The sequence below is a fragment of the Psychromonas algicola genome (genome assembly GCF_004378355.1).
GTDB lineage: Bacteria > Pseudomonadota > Gammaproteobacteria > Enterobacterales > Psychromonadaceae > Psychromonas.
In genome coordinates this window covers 18,301-35,679 of the sequence record NZ_SNUB01000019.1, presented here as the reverse complement: position 1 = coordinate 35,679, position 17,379 = coordinate 18,301, and the positions used below count along the sequence as shown (strand labels likewise).

At 36.7% G+C, this 17,379-nt stretch carries 20 protein-coding genes and 1 riboswitch; of the genes, 5 read left to right on the top strand and 15 right to left on the bottom strand.

The window, feature by feature from the left end; all coding sequences use genetic code 11:
* Positions 1-16: 16 nt before the first annotated feature.
* The 14 genes from modC to moaA all read right to left on the bottom strand — a co-directional run bounded on the left by modC (position 17) and on the right by moaA (position 10,574).
* Positions 17-1,084, bottom strand: a complete 1,068-nt coding sequence (gene modC / locus E2R67_RS10560; protein WP_134290924.1) for a molybdenum ABC transporter ATP-binding protein — start codon at positions 1,082-1,084, stop codon at positions 17-19.
* Positions 1,077-1,763 carry a molybdate ABC transporter permease subunit gene (gene modB / locus E2R67_RS10555; RefSeq protein WP_134290923.1) on the bottom strand — a complete coding sequence of 229 codons (687 nt, stop codon included), beginning with the start codon at positions 1,761-1,763 and terminating at the stop codon, positions 1,077-1,079. Before modB ends, modC begins: the two co-directional genes overlap by 8 nt.
* Positions 1,763-2,632, bottom strand: a complete 870-nt coding sequence (gene modA / locus E2R67_RS10550) for a molybdate ABC transporter substrate-binding protein (protein WP_134290922.1) — start codon at positions 2,630-2,632, stop codon at positions 1,763-1,765. The genes modB and modA overlap by 1 nt, the downstream gene beginning before the upstream one ends.
* 95 nt (positions 2,633-2,727) lie before the next feature.
* Entirely contained in the window at positions 2,728-3,180 is a 453-nt protein-coding gene (gene moaE, locus E2R67_RS10545; protein WP_134290921.1) for a molybdopterin synthase catalytic subunit MoaE, read from the bottom strand.
* Positions 3,181-3,429, bottom strand: a complete 249-nt coding sequence (locus E2R67_RS10540) for a MoaD/ThiS family protein (RefSeq protein WP_134290920.1) — start codon at positions 3,427-3,429, stop codon at positions 3,181-3,183.
* Between the two features lie 12 nt (positions 3,430-3,441).
* On the bottom strand, positions 3,442-3,921 hold the full coding sequence (gene moaC, locus E2R67_RS10535; RefSeq protein WP_134290919.1) for a cyclic pyranopterin monophosphate synthase MoaC: 480 nt from the start codon (positions 3,919-3,921) through the stop codon (positions 3,442-3,444).
* Positions 3,921-4,439: a molybdenum cofactor biosynthesis protein B gene (moaB, locus tag E2R67_RS10530; RefSeq protein WP_134290918.1), complete on the bottom strand. Its 519-nt coding sequence runs from the start codon at positions 4,437-4,439 to the stop codon at positions 3,921-3,923. The genes moaC and moaB overlap by 1 nt, the downstream gene beginning before the upstream one ends.
* On the bottom strand, positions 4,436-5,029 hold the full coding sequence (locus E2R67_RS10525) for a molybdenum cofactor guanylyltransferase (protein WP_134290917.1): 594 nt from the start codon (positions 5,027-5,029) through the stop codon (positions 4,436-4,438). Before E2R67_RS10525 ends, moaB begins: the two co-directional genes overlap by 4 nt.
* A 72-nt stretch (positions 5,030-5,101) precedes the next feature.
* A complete protein-coding gene (locus E2R67_RS10520; RefSeq protein WP_134290916.1) occupies positions 5,102-5,677 on the bottom strand; it encodes a NapC/NirT family cytochrome c in 576 nt (191 codons plus the stop codon).
* A 15-nt stretch (positions 5,678-5,692) separates the two neighbouring features.
* Positions 5,693-6,160 (bottom strand): nitrate reductase cytochrome c-type subunit, encoded by a 468-nt coding sequence (locus E2R67_RS10515; RefSeq protein WP_134290915.1) that lies wholly within the window; start codon positions 6,158-6,160, stop codon positions 5,693-5,695.
* Positions 6,161-6,177: 17 nt separating this feature from the next.
* Entirely contained in the window at positions 6,178-8,673 is a 2,496-nt protein-coding gene (gene napA, locus E2R67_RS10510) for a nitrate reductase catalytic subunit NapA (RefSeq protein ID WP_134290914.1), read from the bottom strand.
* Complete coding sequence (locus E2R67_RS10505) at positions 8,670-8,945, bottom strand: chaperone NapD (protein WP_134290913.1); 276 nt, start codon at positions 8,943-8,945, stop codon at positions 8,670-8,672. Before E2R67_RS10505 ends, napA begins: the two co-directional genes overlap by 4 nt.
* Positions 8,942-9,424: a ferredoxin-type protein NapF gene (gene napF / locus E2R67_RS10500; protein WP_134290912.1), complete on the bottom strand. Its 483-nt coding sequence runs from the start codon at positions 9,422-9,424 to the stop codon at positions 8,942-8,944. Before napF ends, E2R67_RS10505 begins: the two co-directional genes overlap by 4 nt.
* Before the next feature lie 172 nt (positions 9,425-9,596).
* Positions 9,597-10,574: a GTP 3',8-cyclase MoaA gene (gene moaA, locus E2R67_RS10495; RefSeq protein WP_134290911.1), complete on the bottom strand. Its 978-nt coding sequence runs from the start codon at positions 10,572-10,574 to the stop codon at positions 9,597-9,599.
* Positions 10,564-10,716, bottom strand: a riboswitch (molybdenum cofactor riboswitch). Its footprint overlaps the gene before it by 11 nt.
* A gap of 401 nt (positions 10,717-11,117) precedes the next feature.
* Between moaA and E2R67_RS10490 the strand changes: the two genes are divergently transcribed.
* The 5 genes from E2R67_RS10490 to E2R67_RS10470 all read left to right on the top strand — a co-directional run bounded on the left by E2R67_RS10490 (position 11,118) and on the right by E2R67_RS10470 (position 15,519).
* On the top strand, positions 11,118-11,753 hold the full coding sequence (locus tag E2R67_RS10490; RefSeq protein WP_134290910.1) for a response regulator: 636 nt from the start codon (positions 11,118-11,120) through the stop codon (positions 11,751-11,753).
* A gap of 210 nt (positions 11,754-11,963) precedes the next feature.
* Positions 11,964-14,021, top strand: coding sequence for an ATP-dependent DNA helicase DinG (dinG, locus tag E2R67_RS10485; RefSeq protein WP_134290909.1), 2,058 nt, complete (start codon positions 11,964-11,966; stop codon positions 14,019-14,021).
* Between the two features lies 1 nt (position 14,022).
* Positions 14,023-14,805: a TSUP family transporter gene (locus E2R67_RS10480; RefSeq protein WP_134290908.1), complete on the top strand. Its 783-nt coding sequence runs from the start codon at positions 14,023-14,025 to the stop codon at positions 14,803-14,805.
* A complete protein-coding gene (locus tag E2R67_RS10475; RefSeq protein WP_134290907.1) occupies positions 14,790-15,353 on the top strand; it encodes a primosomal replication protein in 564 nt (187 codons plus the stop codon). Before E2R67_RS10480 ends, E2R67_RS10475 begins: the two co-directional genes overlap by 16 nt.
* Entirely contained in the window at positions 15,346-15,519 is a 174-nt protein-coding gene (locus E2R67_RS10470; protein WP_134290906.1) for a DUF2496 domain-containing protein, read from the top strand. Before E2R67_RS10475 ends, E2R67_RS10470 begins: the two co-directional genes overlap by 8 nt.
* A gap of 49 nt (positions 15,520-15,568) precedes the next feature.
* Here the strand turns inward: E2R67_RS10470 and E2R67_RS10465 are convergent, their stop codons facing one another.
* On the bottom strand, positions 15,569-17,185 hold the full coding sequence (locus tag E2R67_RS10465; RefSeq protein WP_134290905.1) for a methyl-accepting chemotaxis protein: 1,617 nt from the start codon (positions 17,183-17,185) through the stop codon (positions 15,569-15,571).
* Positions 17,186-17,379: the final 194 nt, after the last annotated feature.

The window sequence follows — 17,379 nt, the reverse complement described above, 5'->3', positions numbered from 1 at the left end:
TCTTTAAACAGTTGAATTAGTTTAAGATACTCATGGTTTTAACATGCGCGTAAACTTGACTGCCAACGGACAGCTTCAAGTTATTAAATGAACGCAAAGTAATACGAGCATAAATATATTGCAGATCGACTTTTAACGTTAGGATCATTGATTGATTTTCTTTTTGAGAAAACGAAACCACTTCAGCAGATAAACAGTTCAGTAACGAACTACCAACGATTGGTTTTAGCGAAATGATCACATCTCGGCTGTTAATTCGAACCTGCATTTTATTCGCTTTAGGTGTGTCTTCAGCTGAGATAAATAAAGTCTGCCCTTCAACCTTACCTTTTAGCATGACTTCAATTAAGCCGTCTTCTTCATAAAACTCTTTTGCTAGTACATTTAGCACCAAGCCTTCATGAGCAAATTTAGCCAAAGATAACTTACTATTTAAAAACAGGTTTTGCGGTTCGCCTATTGCTTCCACTTCACCGTTATTAATTAATATCATGTTATCACTTAAATAAAACAACTCTTTGATTGAGTGAGTTATATAAATAACGGGAATTTGCAAACTAACGCGCTTGATAAAAGGTAATAACAGTTTTTTACTACTTTCGTCTAATGAAGAAAGTGGCTCATCCATCATCAATAATTGTGGATTAGTTAATAGTGCACGAGCAATTGCAATTCGTTGTTTTTGTCCGCCAGATAATTGAGTCACTCTATGCTTTAACAGATCTTCAAAGCCTAACTGTTTAGCTAAGCTATCAATTGTAAATGGGCTTTTACCCACTTTTGCTACCGCTAACTTTAAGTTCTGTTTAACATTTAAATGTGGAAATAATCGAGGCTCTTGAAAAACAGCGCCAATTTCACGCTTTTCTATTTTTACAAACTTTTCACTAGAGCACCATTCTTGATGGCTGAAATAAACTTCACCATCAAAACTTTCAAGTCCCATTAAACAACGTAATAATGTTGTTTTACCCGCACCTGAATCACCAAAGATAGTACAAACACCAGAGGGCAGATTCAAATCGCCTTTAAAATGAAATGACTTCTCGTCGTTGAACGTTTTTTTAATATTAAATTTAAGCATTTAACACTCGCTGCTGTCTCTTTTGTAAAAAACCATAAATAATGACTAACACTGACATAGAAAAGGCTAATAAGATAAAAGATAATTTATGTGCTTGCATATATTGTAATGATTCAACGTGGTCAAATAATAAAATAGATAACACTTGAGTCTCACCGGGGATATTCCCACCAATCATTAAGACCACACCAAATTCACCAATGGTATGTGCAAAACTTAATGCAGCAGCAATAATAAAGCTGGGTAATAACATAGGAAAAATAATACGATATAAGCGCTCAAATCGTCCATAACCAAGCGTTGCACTCACTTCAAGATAACTTTTATCTAGATGTAAAAAAGCACTTTGCAAAGGTTGTACTGCAAAAGGTAAAGAATAAATAATAGAAGCAATCACTAAACCTTCAAATGAAAAGGCTAATGCTGAACCATTAAGCTCTAGCCACCATTGTCCCAAAAAGTGATCAGGTGAAAAAGCAATTAATAAATAAAAACCTAATACAGTTGGTGGTAAAACCAAAGGAAGTGCAACCATCGCTTCAATAAATGGACGGACTTTTGCTTGGCTACGAGATAGCCACCAAGCCAAAGGTGGAGCAAGTAACATTAAAAATAATGTCGTTAAGCCTGCTAATTTTAAAGTTAACCAAATAGCTTGGTAATCTCCCGCGTTGAGCATTAATTGTACCCCTGAGATTTAATATAAAGTTGAATCGTGTCAGATAAGAGAAATTGACGAAATAACTCTGACTCTTCTAAACGTTTGTTATTTAAAATAATACCGACTTGTTTGATGGGTTGATACCATTTTTGTGAAATAATGATGTAATTTTTTTGATGTTTTTGAACTACAGCAGCATAAGAAACTAATCCAGCGGGTACATTGCCAGATTCTACAAACTGGTAAGCTTGATTAATGTTATTACCTTTAACATATTGCAAAGATTGCCACTTATTTGTTGCCTGTAATGTTTGCTGTGCAGCGATACCGTAAGGAGCAAATTTAGGATTAGCAATCGCTAAACGTCCATCGTACTGAATAAAGTTATCTTCACTTAATGTTTGTTGTGCTTTAGGTTGCCAAAAGACTAACTGACCTTGTGCATACACAAACTCACTCTGCTTAACCAACCGCTCCTGTTCCAGTAATAGTTGAACGTGTTTTTCATCCGCTGATAAAAATAAATCAAAAGGCGCTCCACGTAATATTTGTTGGTATAAGGTGGCGGTTGAAGCGCTAGAAATATTAACAGGAATGCCAAACGCTTTGCTAAATTGTTGCGCAATATGTTGTGCAGTCACTTTAAAATTACTGGCCACTGCAATATTTAGCGGCGCATCATTTTGCTGTGCAACGTCACTATTGTGAATAATAATTACGGGTGTTTCTTGTTGTTTTGTTATCGTTTCTATTACGGGGTTAATAGGGGCTGTTTTAGTCGTTGGCGTTTTATTTAGATGCAGATCTAACGGTGTCGATGTTGCAAAGCTATTTCCGCTAAACAAAACAATAAAACTAAATGTTAGTAGATAAGGTATTTTTTTCATGATTAATTTTAACCTTAAAATGATGATTTTAAAATAAAATTTTAATAACAGAAGTGCTAAAGGGGGATTTTAATACGATTTAACAATGAGCTGTTTTAGTTAACAGCCCATTTTGATAAGGCTTTTTGATCGGTTTCTCTTGCATCAACCCATTGAGTTTCGCCATTTTCCATGGTTTCTTTTTTCCAAAATGGCGCCTCTGTTTTTAAGTAATCCATAATGAATTCACAGGCAGCAAAAGCATCGCCACGATGCTGGCTTGCAACCCCAACAAATACTATTTGATCTGAAACAGTTAAGTGGCCAACTCGATGAATGACAGTGGAGGCAATAATGTTCCAACGTTGTTTGGCTTGTTCAACAATATCTTTTAAACATTTCTCGGTCATCCCTGGATAATGCTCCAAGGATAAATCACTAACCGACTGCCCTTGTTTAATATCTCTGACTAATCCAGTAAAAGTAACAATGGCACCAATGGATGTTTGACTCTTTAAACGTTCGTATTCGATCTGTTGGTTAAAGTCATGCTCTTGAACACTTATCATTTAACCTCCTGTAACAGGTGGGAAATAAGCAACCTCATCACCATCATTTAATTTCACATTATCAGCCGTCATATTTTGATTCACAGCCTTTAACCACGTTTGCGCTTTTAGTATCGCTGGCCATTGGTTATTTTGTTCATTTAGATAGGCAAACAATTGCTCAGTATCTTGCACTAATTCGGCATTAACTTGTAATTCGCGACAACCTAACTGCTCACTGAGTTTGGCAAAAAAGAGAACTTTAATCATGAAAACTTCCTATTAAACCGCTTTAAAATGGCCTGATTTTCCACCTGTTTTTTCTAATAATTTAACAGTAGAAATAACCATATCTTTTTGTATTGCTTTACACATATCGTAAATGGTTAACGCTGCCACAGATGCCGCTGTTAAGGCTTCCATTTCAACCCCTGTTTTACCAGAAAGTTTACATAGACTTTCAATACGTACGCGATTATTTTCAATATCCGCGGTGATATTCACTTCTACTTTTGTTAAAGCAAGAGGATGACACAAAGGAATTAAATCCGATGTTTTTTTCGCTGCCATGATCCCTGCAATTCGAGCCGTGGCAAACACATCTCCTTTATGATGTTGACCGTTTAAAATTAACGCTAAGGTGTCAGCAGACATATCAACATAAGCTTCTGCAACGGCTTGTCTTACTGTGACATCTTTTGCTGTCACATCAACCATATTGGCTTTACCGTCTTGATTGATATGAGTAAAAGTAGCAGACATTATTTAGCTCCTAAATGCGGCATAAAGTTACAAGGTTTATGTTGTGAATTAATTTGTTCATGAATAATTTTAGTCCAAGCTGTTTTACAAGCTCCTGTTGAACCCGGCATACAAAAAATAACCGTGTTATTTGCAAAACCAGCTAAAGCACGACTTTGAATAGTTGATGAACCAATTTCTTGATATGAAACTGCACGGAATAACTCACCAAATCCTTCAACTTGTTTATCAAATAGCACTGAAACGGCTTCAGGAGTGGTGTCTCGTGCAGTAAAACCGGTACCGCCTGTGATTAATACAACTTCAATGCTTTCATCTGCAATCCATTGTGAAACAACAGCTCGGATTTTATAAGGATCGTCTATGACTATTTTTTTATCTGATAATTGATGTCCCGCAGAGACTAGAGCTTCAGCTAAATAACCGCCTGAAGTATCTGTTGATTCGTTTCGAGTATCTGAAACGGTTAATACCGCAATATGTGCAGACTTAAATTCATTACTACTGAGATGACTCATGATTGATCCTTTGTTTCATTTAATGCTTTAAAGGTTTCTAAACAATCAGCCCACTCTTGAGGCGTATTGCTATTTTGGAAACGGAAATTATTTTCTAATTGATAGTTAATAGGTTGTAGTTTAACTGTTTTTATTAACCGATACAGTGAACGATGCTTATTCTCTGATGAATTTACAACCTCTGCTAAGTAACTTTTAAGTTGTTCAGTGAGCGCTAATATCATCGGAAATGTAGCTTGTTGGTAAAACACGCCTTGATGAAATTGTTTAAACTGTTGAAGTAAGGTTAAACATTCGTTTTTAGTTAATAATGGCATATCAACAGGTAACACAAATATAGCGTCGTGATCTTCAAATAGGGTTTCAACACAAGCCTGTAAGCCGCCAATGGGGCCCAACGAAGGGTGAATATCTTTAATACATTGAAAGCCTTGATAGTCACCACTGACAAAAATACCGCTGAGATTTAACGCAGATAAAAGTGAAACATTACGAGTAAGTAGTGTTTTTTGCTCTAATAAAAGTGTTGCTTTATCCTGGCCCATTCGGCTTGATAATCCACCAGCTAATATGATTCCGGCTATTTTCAATCAACAAATTCTCTTCAATAAAAAAGGGACTGAATGCCCCTTTCTGTTAATAAACCTAATAATACAGCTATTCTACCAACCTTCAATACCTTGCATATTAGGAAGTTGGTGCGCGATCCCTTTGTGGCAATCTACACAGGTTTTCTCACCAGAGGCTAACGCCGTTGAATGTTGTTTTACACTTCGAGGGCCTTGTTCACTGAAGTCCATATAATCAAATTGATGACAATTACGGCATTCCTGTGAATCATTCTCTTTCATACGTTGCCATTCTCGGTTAGCTAAATGGGCGCGCCTTGCTTGGAATTTTTCTTCTGTATTGATAGTTCCCATCGCAAAAGCCACTAGTTCTTTAGAAGCTTGTACTTTACGCACTATTTTATCAGTCCAATTATGGGGAACATGACAATCAGAACAAATTGCACGTACACCAGAACGATTTGAATAATGAATAGTTTCACGTATTTCTTTTACAATTGGAGCGTGGCAACCCGAACAAAAGGCTTCAGTATTCGTTGCTTCCATTCCTGTATTAAATCCGCCCCAAAAAATGATGCCACCTAAAAAACCAATCACTAGAATGAATCCAAATGATGCTGTTGAAGGAGACTTCATGATCACCCATAAACGCTTTAATAATTTAAGCATAATTTTCGCTCCTGCTTAACGTAATGAATCAACGGGTGTAAATGTATTTTCAACTAACGGTTTTGCATCTGCTTGTGTGACATGACATTGCAAGCAAAAATAACGGCGAGGTGAGACATCTGATAAAGTTGTTCCTTCCCGTGTCTGGTAATGAGTGACGCTAATTTTAGTCGCCCCCATTGTCCCTGCATTTTTAAAACTATGGCACGATAAACACTTATTAGCATTCAAGTTAACTTGATACCCGCGTATTGTATGTGGGATTAATGGAGGTTGTTGTACATAATTTCTATCAATAAGATGCTGATCTCTTGGTACGCGTTTCATCACCTCAGAGCTGTTAATAGTTGATACTTCAACTTGACCACGCAACGATTCCAGACCACCTGTATTAGAGGTCAAATCAGTATCGGCACTTAAGACAGGTAGTGAAGTAAGAATAATAACGCCTACTGATATAATAACTGTTAGTAATTTATTCATTTTATTTCTCCACTTCATTACGCTTTCTTAGTCACTTTAACCGCACACTTTTTATAATCAGTCTGCTTTGAAAGCGGATCCGTTGCATCTAGTGTGATTTTATTAACTAACTGTTTCGCATCAAACCAAGGCATAAATACCAAGCCTTTAGGCGGACGATTACGACCACGCGTTTCTACACGAGAGGTTAATTCGCCACGACGAGAAGCGAGAATAATTTCATCACCACGACGTAAACCACGAGATTGCGCATCATCAGGATGCATAAATACAACGGCATCAGGGAAAGCGCGATAAAGCTCCGGAACTCGACGCGTCATTGAACCTGAATGCCAATGTTCAAGGACACGTCCCGTGCTTAACCATAAGTCATATTCTTCATCTGGTGATTCAGCTGGCGGCTCATAAGGTAGAGCAAAAATAATCGCTTTTTTATCTTTATGACCGTAGAACTGGACTTCAGATCCCTTTTCTACATAGGGATCATAACCTTCACGGAAACGCCATAAAGTTTCCTTCCCATCCACTACAGGCCAACGTAAACCACGAGCTTTATGATATTGATCGTAAGGGGCTAAATCGTGACCGTGACCGCGTCCGAATTGTGCATATTCTTCAAACAAGCCTTTTTGAACATAAAAGCCAAAGTGATGAGATTCATCATTGAGTTTATCTTCACGTACTTCATCTAAACCGAACGCATCAACATTACCGTTACGATAAAGCACGTCATACATTGTTTTACCTTTTAATTCAGGCATTTGATCAAGTAATTCGGCACTCCACACCTCTTCAATTTTAAAGCGTTTAGCGAATTCCATTAATTGCCAAAGGTCTGATTTAGCACCCGTTGGCGATTCAACTTGTTGATACCAAGCTTGTGTACGACGTTCAGCGTTACCGTACGCCCCTTCTTTTTCAACCCACATTGCAGTCGGAAGAATAAGATCGCCCATCTGCGCGGTGACTGTTGGATAAGGATCAGAGACCACAATAAAGTTATCAGGATTACGGTAACCAGGAATTATTTCTTCGTTAATATTAGCGCCAGCTTGCACGTTGTTGTTACACATCACCCAATAAGCGTTTAATTTGCCGTCTTTTAACATGCGATTTTGCAATACAGCGTGATAGCCTGGTTTTGCAGGAATTGTCCCTGCTGGTAGTTTCCATATTTTTTCTGCTATTTTTCTGTGCGCAGGATTATTAACAACAAGGTCAGCTGGTAAACGATGCGAAAATGTCCCTACTTCACGCGCCGTACCACAAGCTGAAGGTTGCCCTGTTAAAGAGAATGGACCTGAACCAGGCTTTGAAATTTTACCGGTTAACAAGTGAATGTTGTACATTAGGTTATTAGCCCACACACCACGTGTATGTTGGTTAAACCCCATGGTCCAGTATGAAGTCACTTTAATTTTTGGATCGGCATAAACTTTGGCAAGTTTAATTAATTTGTCTGCGGCAACGCCTGACATTTTCTCAGCGTATTCAACATCAAACTCTGACACGTATTCAGCAAACTCTTCAAAAGTCATTGGCGTTGATGCACCAGAATCTGGATTTGCAGCCGCTTGCTGTAATGGATTTTCAGGACGTAACCCATAACCTATATCCGTAGCGCCTTTACGGAAGTTAGTATGTTTGTTAACAAAATCTTTATTCACGGCATCGTTTTGAATAATGTAATTTGCAATGAAATTGAGGATCGCCAAATCCGTTTGTGGCGTAAAAATCATGCCATTATCAGCTAATTCAAATGATCGATGTGTATAAGTTGATAATACATGCACACTCACATCGGGATTACTTAAGCGGCGGTCAGTTAAACGCGACCATAGGATCGGATGCATTTCTGCCATATTCGATCCCCACAATACAAACGCATCTGCATTTTCAAGATCGTCGTAACAGCCCATTGGCTCATCAATTCCAAAGGTACGCATAAAACCACCAACAGCCGAAGCCATACAATGACGTGCGTTAGGATCAATATTATTAGAACGAAAACCTGCTTTCATTAATTTAGAAGCGGCATATCCTTCCATCACAGTCCATTGACCTGAGCCAAACATACCAACAGAAGTAGGACCTTTTTCTTTTAAGGCTTTTTTAAATTTTTCAGCCATGACATCAAATGCAACATCCCATGAAACGGGAGCGAATTCACCTTCTTTGTCATAAACACCATTAGTTTGACGCAATAGAGGCGTGGTTAAGCGATCTTTCCCGTACATGATTTTTGATAGGAAATAGCCTTTAATACAATTTAGACCTTTATTAACAGGAGCATCAGGATCTCCTTGCGTTGCCACTACTTTACCATTTTGCGTTCCTACCAACACACTACAACCTGTGCCACAAAATCGACAAGGAGCTTTATCCCACTTAATTTTACTCGCGTCTTTACTTGCGATTAAATTACTAGCGGAAGCAGGTAAAGTGATACCGGCGACCGCAGCTGCAGAAGCAACCGCTTGTGCTTTCATAAACTCACGTCTGGTAAATTTCATTGTATTTCCTCGCTATCATTTTGCGTAGATTTTTCAAACTCATGGTAAACAAGACCGGTATGTAACACTCCGTCAAGCCCATTAATATGGTCAATACATTCCATTATTTCCCTCTGGTGCGAGGCTTCTATAACGACAATGGCTTTCCCTTGTTCTGTAATGGTCACTAATTCAGCATTCTGTAAAGCATTAAGACAATCCGTCAGCCTAGACGACTTTTCTGGCTTAACATGTACAATTAAGCTCGATACATGTAACTCTTCGTCTTTCATTTCGTTTCCTTGATGCTTATCGCATTAGTTGGACAGGGAGCAAAACATGCACCACAGCCATTACATTTTTCTAAATCAATTTGAGGGGTTGCATTAATACCTATTTGGAAAGTTAATGCTTCTTCTAAACAACTTTCTCCACAACTTCTACAAAATACATTTTGATTTGCGAGACAACTGTCATCGATCATTGCTTTTTTATGCCAAGGGATTTGATGGGTATCATCAAACACATTCTCTTGACAGTTCTCAGCACATTGTCCGCAGAAAGTGCATTCACCTAATGAGAAATCAATAACAGGGAAACCACCGTCTCCATTAACAATAATATTTTCAGGGCAGTTTTCGACACAGCTTTTGCACTGAGTGCAATTTTCTGTCAATTGAAGGCTATTACCAATCCATGGCATGAGGTTTTCTGTAATAGTCTCTGATTTTCGACGAAATAAATTCCGTTTTTGCATGTCGACTGTTGTCATATCAGCTTGCTAATTAAATGTTAATGAAATATTAATTGGACTCTAACAGAAATGTAGTTTAAAAAAGGAGAATTAAAGATACATTTGATTTACATCAAATAGATTGGGTGAAATAAATAGGCAATGAGACCTTCTCCACAAAAGCAGAGAGGTCACGTTGAACAAGGAAGTATTAACCGCCTATGGAAGCTAAATGTGGAGTGCCTCCAGATAAACCTAGATCAAGGAAATGAGATGATTTTTTCTCCTGTAAAGAAGCTAATATCGTTTCTTTTAACTGTTCTTTATCGCTACTTTTTTGTAACAGATGGCGTAAATCAACGCCCTCTTCGCCAAATAAACAAAGATGTAAGCGCCCAACGGCAGACACTCTTAATCGATTACAATTATCACAAAAGTCTTTACTATAAGGCATGATTAAACCTATCTCTCCTAAATAGTCAGGATGAGTAAAAACTTCCGCTGGTCCATCATTAACATGACGAATTTTTGGAAGCCATTGTTGCTTTAATAATAGTGCTTTTATAGCTTGGCCTGATAAATGATATTTATTAAAAAAGTCTGCATTATCTTCTGTTCGCATTAACTCAATAAAACGAAGTTGAATTGGATTTCTTTTTATCCAAGATAAAAAGGTAGTAAGGTCATGATCATTCAACCCCTTCATTAGCACACTGTTTACTTTCACTTGTTCAAAGCCAGCTGCAACACAAGCGTCAACACCTTCCATCACTTTATGAAAGATATTTTTGCCAGTGATCAAATTAAAAGTATTCGCATCTAAACTATCAACACTCACGTTAATTGACTTTAAACCAGCATCAAACCACTCGACGGCGTGTTTACTTAAATTAAATCCATTAGTGGTGGTGACGACTTTTTGAATAGCATTGGTCTCCGCGATTTGCGAGATGATCTTAGAAAAATCTCTACGCAAACTAGGTTCGCCTCCGGTGATCCTAACTTTTGTCGTGCCTAACTCAGCAAAAGCATTGATTAAATTGCCGATTTCATGCTGTGATAAAAACTGTTTCTGATGAGTACGTTCATAACCATCAGGTAAACAATAGTTGCATTTGAAATTACATTCATCGGTGATCGATAAACGTAGATATTCAAACTTCCGGTGATATCTATCTATTAATTGCATGTCAGTTCCTTTCCAAACACGGGAGGCAAACTCATTTCTAAGTTTACCCTTCTTAACCAAAATTCAGTTAAGCGGCTTAAATCACATATTTTGACAAATACTCGTCTAACTTAGTGATATAAGCTCGGAGCTAAATTAAATGTGAATGACAGAAACCTTTAGATAAGGGACAATCTAGCCATTCGTAATTCATTATTCTTAACTATGTACGATGATTAATCTACTGTTTCATTCACTTTAGTTATAAAAGTGATGTAAAAAGACGGTTTATTATGATTAATTGATTTAACATCCTAATTATTCATGTGTTAAATAGATTATAGTTTTTACCGGAAAGGATTTCGGTATGGTGATAAAGAGTGACGGACAAATAAAAATAAAAAAAAAGTACATTAATTATTAAAAAAACAGCTGATTGATGACGATCTTATTGATATAGTGGATTAATATTTAGAATATATTACATTCTTACTAGTTCTCATGATCATTCAGTATTAACATTAAAAAATAATATTAAAAATAACAAACTCAAAGGGATTTCAAATGAATAATGTCTCTACCGTTATTGTTGTAGATGATCACCCTCTTATGCGCAGAGGAATTACACAACTATTAGATATGGATTCAAATTTCGTTGTTATCGATGAAGCAACTAACGGAATTGAAGCCTTTAATATGGTAAAAAAACAACAACCAGATATGGTGTTACTTGATTTAAATATGAAGTTACTTTCTGGTTTAGAAACACTTAAAGCCTTACGCAATGAATGTATTACAAGCAAGATAGTTATTTTAACTATGTCTGATGCTAAACAAGACGTTATTGCCTTAATTAATCAAGGTGCTAATGGTTATTTATTAAAAGGTACCGACCCTGAATTGTTATTAGAAAATTTAAAACAAATTCAATTAGGCCGTACAGTTGTTAGTGAAAGTTTAACGCCTTACTTAGATTGTTTAGATCAGGAAGATAATATTCGCGATAAAATGGCTAGTTTAACGCGCCGTGAAAACGAAATAATGCAAGAAATTGCAAAAGGGTTAAGTAATAAAGAAATTTCAGAGAAATTATATATTTCAGAAGGGACGGTAAAAGTTCACGTAAAAAGTCTTCTTAAAAAATTAGAAGCCAAATCGCGTGTTGAAGCTGCTATTTTATTTTTGGAACAACCTAAATAATACCTTTGGTTTTATGCAGGCCCATCAAATAATTTTTAAGCAATAATATCTCAGATAAAAGAGCTTTATTTTGGTAGACTACCGAAATAAAGTTTTTTCATTTTAAATGTTTGTATCTTTCGTTTCTTTGTCCCATCGTATTGCTCTTTACAGTGGGTGGCAAACAATAAAAATACAGATAAATTGCAGCAAAAAATAATACCGAGATTTATGCTTTCAGATTCCTTAAAAAAAGAAATTCGTAGTAATTACGAACTCATCACCCAAGCGTTACCGCAATTTAAAGCACGTAAAGCTCAGAATTATTTAGTGGCAGAAATCGCAAAAGTATTAGCTGGCAATTACGATAAAAAGCGTCGTATTTTAGTTGCCGAAGCAGGTACAGGTATAGGGAAATCATTAGCTTATATTTTAGCTGGTTTACCCGTTGCTTTGAGGCTCAATAAAAAATTAATTATTTCAACGGCAACCGTTACATTGCAAGAGCAATTGACCAGTAAAGACTTACCCTTCTTTCTTCAACATAGTCATTATAAATTTACTTTTACCTTAGCTAAGGGTCGTCAACGTTATTGTTGTGAGCACAAGTTATTAGGAAACCCCAATCAAGATTCACAGCAAGGTTTATTATTTACTGAAAAACCACAAGCCGGCGATGCAGAGTTATTAACTGCATTAAAAAATGCTTACCTCGAAGGTAAATGGGATGGCGACCAAGACAATTGGCCTAAGCCAATACCACGCCGTATATGGCAACAAATTGTTTCTGATAAGCATAGCTGTAAAAAAGCCTTAGCAAATCATAGGCAATGTCCATTTCACCGAGCTAGAGATAACATCAATAAAGCCGATGTGATTGTTGTTAATCACGCATTGCTATTAGCCGATTTAGAACTTGGGGGCGGGGTTATTTTACCTGAGCCCGATGCTTGTTTTTATGTGCTTGATGAAGCTCATCATTTACCTAAAATTTCACGTGATTTCTCAAGTGCGAACGTCAATATAAAAACAAGTCAAGAATGGCTGAAAAAGATTAAGCAAGTGAGTACGCATATTAACCGTGTAGTTCATCGTCAAACAACGATCACTCCTGGTATTAACATGCTTGAAAGTGCTAACGAGATGGTTAATGATTTAAAAACGATCGAACTTTATTTTAGAAATAATCCACTAAATTATAATAAATCGAATCAATATCGATTTACCATGGGTGAAGTACCACAACCCATAGTGAACGCTTTAATTAGCTTAAAAGAAGAAACCAAGAAGTGTTTAAGCGCAATCAATAAACTTGTGAATATTACGTCAGAAGAATTAAAAGATGCCAATATAAAACTCAGTGATGCAGAACCCATTTTAATTGAAACAGGCTTTTATATACAACGCTTAGAAAATTTAGCCGCGTTATGGAAGATGCTGCTTAAAGAACGATCTTCCACTCAGGCACCTATTGCGGCATGGGTAAATAACGAAAATGATGGTTTCACATTATGTGCAAGCCCATTGGAAGTAGGTGGTTTATTAGAATACATGCTGTGGTCACAAGCATCAGGGATTATTTTGTGCTCAGCAACCCTGACATCACTAAATAGTTTTGACTATTTCATGCGTCAATCAGGTTTAAGAAACAATGATGGTACACAATATTTACGTTTAAAGTCGCCATTTGATTATCCCTCTATTCCGCTCAATGTGGCAAATATGAAATATGATCCAACGGAATCAGGCTTTGATAATGAATTGATCGACAGTATCGCTCAACGTATTGAAGAGAAAGCCGCTAACTTGGTTCTATTTGCTTCTTACTGGCAAATGAACTTAGTCGCTGATAAATTACGCCGAAAGTTTGGTACAGCATTGTTAGTACAAGGTGAAACGTCGCGAACAAAAATGATCGCACTGCATAAGAAAGCCTGTGATAAAGGCGATACAAGTATTCTATTTGGTACAGGTAGCTTAGCAGAAGGTTTGGATTTACCTGGACATTACCTCACTAATTTAATGATAACCAAATTACCTTTTGCGGTACCAGATTCGCCAGTGGAAGAAGCACATGCTGAATGGATAACTTCTAAGGGAGGAAACCCTTTCATGCAAATAACAATTCCCGAAGCGAGCAAAAAATTAATACAGTCCTGTGGTCGTTTGATCCGAAAAGAAACAGACACAGGCAAAATAACATTATTAGATAAACGAGTGATAACTAAACGCTATGGCAAAAGTTTACTAGATGCACTTCCTCCTTTTGCATTAAATGTAGAGAAATAGAATGACAGAATTTGTATTAGATCCAAACAGTTGGATGATATTAGCATTAGTTGGTTTGCTAGCAGGATTTATCGATGCTGTGGTTGGTGGTGGAGGTATGTTGACAGTACCTGCATTATTAAGCGCAGGTTTACCGCCACACTTAGCATTAGGAACCAATAAATTATCAGCAAGCTTTGCTTCTGGTACTGCAGCTTATACTTACTTCCGTAAAAAGTTATTCGATCCTACTTTTTGGAAGCATTGCTTTTATAGTACTTTTATTGGTGCATTTTTAGGGACTGTTTTTGTTAATTTCATTTCAACAGAGTTTTTAAATAAGTTTTTGCCTTTAATCATTTTAGCTGTTGCGATTTACACCCTGTTTAGCAGAGTAAAGGAAGTTGATAATAGCAAATTGCCTGAAAACACACCTGCTTTGAGAATTAAACAACGTATTCAAGGCTTTACCTTAGGCTTTTATGATGGCGTATCGGGACCAGGCACAGGAGCATTTTGGGTCATTTCTAATATGCATTTGTATCGTCTAAATATTCTTCTGTCTAGTGGCATTGCAAAAGCAATGAACTTTACAAGCAACATTGTGGCATTATTAACTTTTATTTACTTTGGGCAAGTCGATTGGTTTATTGGATTAACGATGGGCGTTTGTTTGATGCTGGGCGCTTTTATTGGAGCCCATTCTGCTATCCATTTTGGTGCTAAATTTATACGCCCTTTGTTTATTATTATTGTTGTAGCAATGGCAATTAACCTTGGATATAACGCATGGTTCAGTCAATAGATCAAACGCACCTCAATGCTTTATCAGAGCAATTGGCAACGCTAACCACACGTTGCCAACAATGGGATCAAAAAATAAAATTGACAGAAAACAAAGCTTTTCGCTTTGAAGTACATTTATTTGCTCAAGGCAGCTTATCGCTATTAGGTTATTGCAAACAGATCCAGACAACACTAGATCAATTAACTTATGTGATCACTCATGATATGGGCACATTAATTATTAACTATGAGTGCGAAAAATTTGTTAATCAGTTTTCAGCCTTGCTTAAAATAGTTAATCATTTAGATAAAGGTAACGCTGACATTTTATATAAACGTTACTCGTCTCAACAAGAAGAAGTTTATCAACATTTACAACGCCAATATGAATACGAAAAAAGATTATTAAAGATGATTGATGAAGAAAACACACTTTATCAGCAAGCGTCAGGTGACGATAAAATCAATCACAAAATACGCGTCAGTGCACTCAAAGAACGTTACCAAAAATGCAATGAATATACACAATCGCTAGAGTTTAAAATGGAAGCTTTAGATAATGACTGAGACTAAAAAAACGACTTCTGCAAGTGGATTAGAAAGTGCACCTCTAGAGATACAAATAGCGGTGGATCTCATTCAAGTACTAGAAGAAAATGACTTACCGCTGGAACCGACCATTAAAGCACTAGAAATAGTATTGAAAGACTTCAAAAATAAACGCAAAGAATAAATGGTGTTAGTCGATGATTAACTAACACCATTTTTCAATGCTTGAACGTTTAAGTTTTAAATTTTGACATGTCTTCTTCTACCCCTTCTGCAAGCGATTTCACATATAAACTTTGCGTTCTAGTTTCTTCACTGGCTGTACGCGTTTCCGCAGAAACATCCGTGATATTCACCATCGCTCTTGCAACTTCTTCTGAAACTGCGGCTTGTTCCGTGGTCGCTGTTGCAATCTGAGTGGTCATGCTATTCACTTTTTCAACATGCTCAACCACTAATTTCAAGTTTTCACCAGTCTGATTAACGGCATTCACAGTGTCTAACGTGGCTTTTTGGCCATCTTGCATTGCGTTAGCAGCAGTAACGCTTAAGCTTTGTAACTTATCAATAATAGTTTGAATTTCAACAGTAGACTTTTGTGTGCTATGAGCAAGGCTTCTTACTTCATCGGCTACCACAGCAAACCCTCGACCAGCATCTCCAGCTCTCGCGGCTTCAATCGCAGCATTTAGCGCTAACAGGTTAGTTTGATCTGAAATACTCGTAATAACACTTAACACCTCTGCAATTTCATCTGAGCCAATTTTTAATTCATTAACCACTTTCACAGCACTTTCTATTTGTGTTGATGCATTATTTACAAGAGCAATCGTGTCATTTACAAGACTTGATGTGTCCATTACCATTTTATTCGCTTCAGTTGTACTTGTCGCTGCATCAATGGTGTTAGATTCAACTTCTCGAATGGTCATGGACATTTCTTCAATTGCACTAACAACCGATTCAATTTCTTCAGTTTGTTTAGTCATTCCACGGTTCGTTTGTTGTGCGATAACAGAAAGACTTTCTGATGAAGAATTTAATGAACTAGAAGATGAATGCAATGAACGGATCAAGTCATTAAATGAAATCAGCATGTTGTCAATTGAGCGTCCTAATTGCCCTAATTCATCATTTGAAGTCGCATTGATACGTAAAGTTAAGTCCCCCTTTGAAATAAGCTTCATAACATCTTGAATATGAACAATAGGAGCAACCACAGCCTTTAAGATAAAGTATGAAACTACACCTAATAAAGCTAAAACAATTAAGATAATAATGGCCATAGAGTAGATACTAGCAGTAACCGCATCATCGATATCGCTAATATAATTTCCGGTGCCAATAATCAAATCCCATGGTTTGTAATGAATTGCATAGGAAATTTTTTCTTCTGCAGCTGAATTAGCCGACTTTTGGAAATAATATGAAACAACTCCCCTTCCACCTTGCTTAGTAATTTCATTTAAAATCTTTTTGTAAATAGCTTCGCCATTAGCATCTTTTACATCAGCAACCGATACCTCTGTGGCTTTTCCTTTCAGCGTTGCTTTTAAAGTGAAGTTACTTGTAAATGCAAAAAAGTAGCCAGACTCTGAATATTGTAAGCCTGGTAATAAAGTATAAAATTGTTGTTTTGCTTGTTCTTGTTGGAGTTCGCCTTTATCGACTTGCTTTTGTAATTCTTTGATAACTCCCTCGACAATGACAGTGTTAAATTCTAACTGTTGTTTTCTATCATCAACCATTTCACTTCTAAGTACATAAGCACTATCGACTCCAATGCTAATAATAGACAACAAAGAAATGACTAAAAACAAATAAACTTTTTGTTTTACTGTTAAATTCATAAAGATTCCTGTGATAAATATTTAATAAGTAAAGTTTGATGCACCATAAGTGTTATAAGATAACGATGTAAGAGCCAGCAGCCATCTTTATAAAAATATACTTTTCATGTCATAATTTAGTCACAAAAACGGCTAATCGCCACTCACAACTTGACGTTTCATTGTTTTTTTATATTCAAAAAGATCGATTTCAA

Coding starts and splice junctions, on each gene's coding strand:
- E2R67_RS10465 (WP_134290905.1), bottom strand. CDS start 17,185: ATGAATTTAACAGTAAAACAAAAAGTTTATTTGTTTTTAGTCATTTCT.
- modA (WP_134290922.1), bottom strand. CDS start 2,632: ATGAAAAAAATACCTTATCTACTAACATTTAGTTTTATTGTTTTGTTT.
- moaB (WP_134290918.1), bottom strand. CDS start 4,439: ATGAGTCATCTCAGTAGTAATGAATTTAAGTCTGCACATATTGCGGTA.
- modC (WP_134290924.1), bottom strand. CDS start 1,084: ATGCTTAAATTTAATATTAAAAAAACGTTCAACGACGAGAAGTCATTT.
- E2R67_RS10540 (WP_134290920.1), bottom strand. CDS start 3,429: ATGATTAAAGTTCTCTTTTTTGCCAAACTCAGTGAGCAGTTAGGTTGT.
- napF (WP_134290912.1), bottom strand. CDS start 9,424: ATGACAACAGTCGACATGCAAAAACGGAATTTATTTCGTCGAAAATCA.
- E2R67_RS10515 (WP_134290915.1), bottom strand. CDS start 6,160: ATGAATAAATTACTAACAGTTATTATATCAGTAGGCGTTATTATTCTT.
- E2R67_RS10490 (WP_134290910.1), top strand. CDS start 11,118: ATGAATAATGTCTCTACCGTTATTGTTGTAGATGATCACCCTCTTATG.
- moaE (WP_134290921.1), bottom strand. CDS start 3,180: ATGATAAGTGTTCAAGAGCATGACTTTAACCAACAGATCGAATACGAA.
- napA (WP_134290914.1), bottom strand. CDS start 8,673: ATGAAATTTACCAGACGTGAGTTTATGAAAGCACAAGCGGTTGCTTCT.
- moaC (WP_134290919.1), bottom strand. CDS start 3,921: ATGTCTGCTACTTTTACTCATATCAATCAAGACGGTAAAGCCAATATG.
- E2R67_RS10505 (WP_134290913.1), bottom strand. CDS start 8,945: ATGAAAGACGAAGAGTTACATGTATCGAGCTTAATTGTACATGTTAAG.
- modB (WP_134290923.1), bottom strand. CDS start 1,763: ATGCTCAACGCGGGAGATTACCAAGCTATTTGGTTAACTTTAAAATTA.
- E2R67_RS10520 (WP_134290916.1), bottom strand. CDS start 5,677: ATGCTTAAATTATTAAAGCGTTTATGGGTGATCATGAAGTCTCCTTCA.
- E2R67_RS10480 (WP_134290908.1), top strand. CDS start 14,023: ATGACAGAATTTGTATTAGATCCAAACAGTTGGATGATATTAGCATTA.
- E2R67_RS10470 (WP_134290906.1), top strand. CDS start 15,346: ATGACTGAGACTAAAAAAACGACTTCTGCAAGTGGATTAGAAAGTGCA.
- dinG (WP_134290909.1), top strand. CDS start 11,964: ATGCTTTCAGATTCCTTAAAAAAAGAAATTCGTAGTAATTACGAACTC.
- moaA (WP_134290911.1), bottom strand. CDS start 10,574: ATGCAATTAATAGATAGATATCACCGGAAGTTTGAATATCTACGTTTA.
- E2R67_RS10475 (WP_134290907.1), top strand. CDS start 14,790: ATGGTTCAGTCAATAGATCAAACGCACCTCAATGCTTTATCAGAGCAA.